Origin of the sequence: Streptomyces tibetensis (assembly GCF_040647715.1) — a bacterium.
Classification (GTDB): domain Bacteria; phylum Actinomycetota; class Actinomycetes; order Streptomycetales; family Streptomycetaceae; genus Streptomyces; species Streptomyces tibetensis_A.
The window spans coordinates 1-3,898 of record NZ_JBEZCR010000030.1 but is presented as its reverse complement, the minus strand read 5'-3'; the positions used below and the strand labels follow the sequence as shown (position 1 = coordinate 3,898).

The 3,898-nt window shown below is 73.0% G+C and carries 2 protein-coding genes; both read left to right on the top strand.

Annotation, left to right across the window (positions count from 1 at the left end):
• Positions 1-786 (top strand): beta-ketoacyl reductase (locus tag AB0B29_RS37650; protein ID WP_362247266.1); only part of this gene is annotated, 786 nt, incomplete at its 5' end.
• A 14-nt stretch (positions 787-800) separates the two neighbouring features.
• A partial coding sequence (locus tag AB0B29_RS37645; RefSeq protein WP_362247264.1) for a type I polyketide synthase occupies positions 801-3,898 on the top strand: 3,098 nt, incomplete at its 3' end.

Here is a 3,898-nt window from a genome sequence, read left to right as displayed (position 1 = left end):
GGACAATCCCTCTACGCCGCCGCCAACGCCCACCTCGACGCCCTCGCCCAACACACCCACACCCAAGGCCAACCCACCACCTCCATCGCCTGGGGACTGTGGGGAGGCGGCGGAATGGGCGAGTCCCCCGAGGTCGTGGACTACTACGCCAAGCGCGGACTGTCGCCGATGCGGCCCGAGTCGGCCATCGAGGCCCTGGAACGCGCACTGTCGCTGGGGGACACCTGCGTCACGGTGGCCGACGTCGACTGGAAGCGCTTCGCCGCGGGATACACCGCCTACCGGCCCAGCCGGCTCATCTCCGACATCCCCGAGATCCGCGATCTGCACGCGTCCGCCCCGGTCGCCGACAAGTCCGGCGAATTGACCGAGCGGCTGAACGCCGCCCTGACCCCGCGTGAGCGGAACAAGATCCTGGTGGAACTGGTCCGTTCCGTCGCCGCCGAGGTCCTGGGACATGACGGCACCGACCGCATCGGGCACGACGTGGCCTTCAAGGACCTCGGCTTCGACTCGCTGGCCGCGGTCAAGATGCGTACGAGGCTGCGCGAGACGACCGGGCTCGACCTGCCCGCGACCGTCATCTTCGACCACCCCACCGTGGACCGTCTCGCCGCGATGCTGCTTGCCGAGCGGACGGACCCGTCCGGGCCGACGGGACCGGCCGACCGCCCTGGCGCCGCGGCACCCGTCCCAGAGCCTCGCCCCACCGCCGACGCCGATGAGATCGACGCGCTCAGCCCCTCGGAACTCATCCGGCTCGCGAAGACCGGAGCCGGACAATGACAAGGAAACCGAAGATGTCACCGTCCATCGACGAGGTGCTCGACGCGCTGCGTACCTCGGTCAAGGAGACCGAGCGGCTGCGACGGCGCAACCAGGAGCTCGTCACCGCCGCCCGTGAGCCGATCGCGATCGTGGGGATGGCGTGCCGCTATCCGGGCGGAGTGAGCGACCCGGAGGGGCTGTGGCAGCTGGCCGCCGAGGGCGTCGACGCGATCACTCGCTTCCCCCCCGACCGAGGCTGGGACGAGGCCGCCGTGTACTCGCCCGAGTACCGCCCCGGCACCACCTACTGCCGCGAGGGCGGTTTCCTCGCCGGCGCGGGTGACTTCGACGCGGCGTTCTTCGGGATCTCGCCGAACGAGGCTCTGGTGATGGACCCCCAGCAGCGGCTGCTCCTCGAAACCTCGTGGGAGGCCCTGGAGCGCGCCGGTGTCGTGCCGGAGTCGCTGCGCGGCGGGCGGACCGGCGTGTTCGTCGGAGCGGCGCACACGGGTTACGCCTCCGACCCGGCGCGAGCGCCCGAGGGCACCGAGGGCTATCTGCTGACCGGTGACGCCGACGCGGTGCTGTCCGGCAGGATCGCCTACGTCCTCGGGCTGGAGGGTCCGGCCATCACCGTGGAGACGGCGTGCTCGTCGTCCCTCGTGGCCCTCCACCTCGCGGTGCAGTCGCTGCGGCGCGGGGAGTGCGACGTGGCTCTGGCCGGGGGTGTCGCGGTCATGCCCGACCCTACGGTGTTCGTGGAGTTCTCCCGCCAGCGCGGGCTGGCACCCGACGGCCGCTGCAAATCCTTCGCCGACACCGCCGACGGCACCGCGTGGGCCGAAGGCGTCGGCATGCTGCTGGTGGAGCGGCTCTCCGACGCCGAGCGGCTCGGCCACCGCGTGCTGGCCGTCGTACGCGGCACCGCCGTCAACCAGGACGGCGCCAGCAACGGCCTGACCGCCCCCAGCGGGCCCGCCCAGCAGAAGGTCATCCGGGAGGCCCTGGCCGACGCCGGCCTCTCCGCCGACGACATCGACGCCGTCGAGGCCCACGGCACCGGCACCCCCCTCGGCGACCCCATCGAAGCCGGCGCCCTACTGGCCACCTACGGACACCCCAAGCGTCAAACACCCGTCTGGCTGGGGTCGTTGAAGTCCAACATCGGCCACACCCAGGCCGCCGCCGGCGTCGCCGGAATCATCAAGATGGCGCAGTCCATGCACCACGGCACTCTGCCCCGCACCCTGCACGCCGACCGTCCCACCACCAAGGTCGACTGGGCTTCTGGTTCTCTGCGACTCCTCGCGGACGCCCGGCCGTGGCCCGCCGATCCCGACCGGCCGCGCCGCGCCGGCGTCTCCTCGTTCGGCGTCAGCGGCACCAACGCCCACGTCGTACTCGAAGAACCACCCGCCCCGGCCGAAGCACCCGAACGCACCCGCACCCTGCCCGTCCTCCCCTGGGTACTGTCGGCCCGTTCCGAGGACGCGTTGCGTGACCAGGCGCGGCTGCTGGCCGACCAGGGCGGGGACGCCCTCGACACCGGGTACTCCCTCGCCACGACCAGGGCGGTTCTGGAGCACCGGGCGGTCGCTCTGGTGGGTGATCCGGCAGCCGCGCACGGCGCACTCCTCGCCCTGGCGGGCGGGCGGCCGTCGGACGCCGTCGTGACCGGCATCGCGCGCCGGGGAAGTGACGTGGCGTTCCTCTTCTCCGGCCAGGGCGCGCAACGAGCCGGTGCCGGAGGGCAGTTGTACGCGTCGTTCCCCGTCTTCGCGCAGGCCCTCGACGAAGTGGCGGGTGGTTTTGACGCCTGTCTCGAACATCCGCTGCTACGGGTGATGTTCGCGGAGCCCGGCACGCCGGACGCCGCCCTGCTGGACCGGACCGCTTACGCGCAACCCGCGCTGTTCGCCGTGGAGACCGCCCTGTTCCGGCTCTTCGAGAGCTGGGGGCTGACGCCGGACGTCCTGCTGGGCCATTCGATCGGCGGCCTGGCCGCGGCGTACGCCGCCGGGGTGTTCTCGACGGCGGACGCCGTCCGGCTGGTCGCGGCGCGGGGGCGGCTGATGCAGCGGCTGCCCGAGGGCGGTGCGATGGTCGCGGTGCGCGCCACCGAGCAGGAGGTGGCCGAGCTGGAGTGGGTCGCGGACGGAAAGGCGGTCGTCGCCGCGTTCAACGGGCCCGAATCACTCGTGCTCTCGGGGGACGAACAGGCCGTCCTGTCGGCGGCCGGGGAACTGGCCGCCCGGGGGCGTCGCACGAAGCGGCTCTCGGTGAGCCACGCCTTCCACTCGCCGCACATGGACGCGATGCTCGCCGACTTCCGCGCCGTCGCCGAAAGCGTCACCTACCGCACCCCGAGGCTTCCGATCGTCTCGGAGGTGACGGGACGGCCCGCCGCCCCGTCCGAGCTCATGGACCCCGGGTACTGGACCCGCCAGGTACGCGAACCGGTCCGGTTCGCCGCCGCCGTGCGCGCCGCGCGGGCGGCCGGGGCGGCGACCTTCGTCGAAATCGGTCCCGACGCCGTGCTGTCCGGAATGGCACGCGAGTGCGCGGCGGGCGACACCGGCACGGCGTTCGCCGCCGCGCTGCGCCGCGGCCGCCCGGAGTGCGCGACCGTGCTGCGTGCCGCGGCCACGGCCTTCGTCCAGGGGGCCCACGTCGACTGGGCCGCGCCGTACGAGGGGGCCGGGGCGCGGCACGTGGACCTGCCGACGTACCCGTTCCAGCACACCCGCTACTGGCTGCGCCCGGCCCCGGCGACGGAACGGGCCACGGACCGTACCGACGCCGAGGAGCCTGTCCAGTCCCAGGCCCTGTGGGCAGCGATCCATGACGGCGACGTCAAGGCCGCGTCCGTGCAGTTGGGCGCCGAGGAAGCGGGCATCGAGGAGCCGCTGAGCGCGGTCCTTCCGCACCTGGCGGCCTGGCACGACCGGTGCCGCACCGCCGCCGAGACGAACGCGCTGCGCTACCGGGTCGTCTGGCAGCCGCTGCCGACGAGGGCCGCCCGGCGTCGTCTCAGTGGCCGTTGGCTGGTGATCGGTCAGGACGGGGACTCCCTGATCCCCGACATCACCGCCGCCCTGCACACCGCCGGCGCCGACACCCACACCCTCAC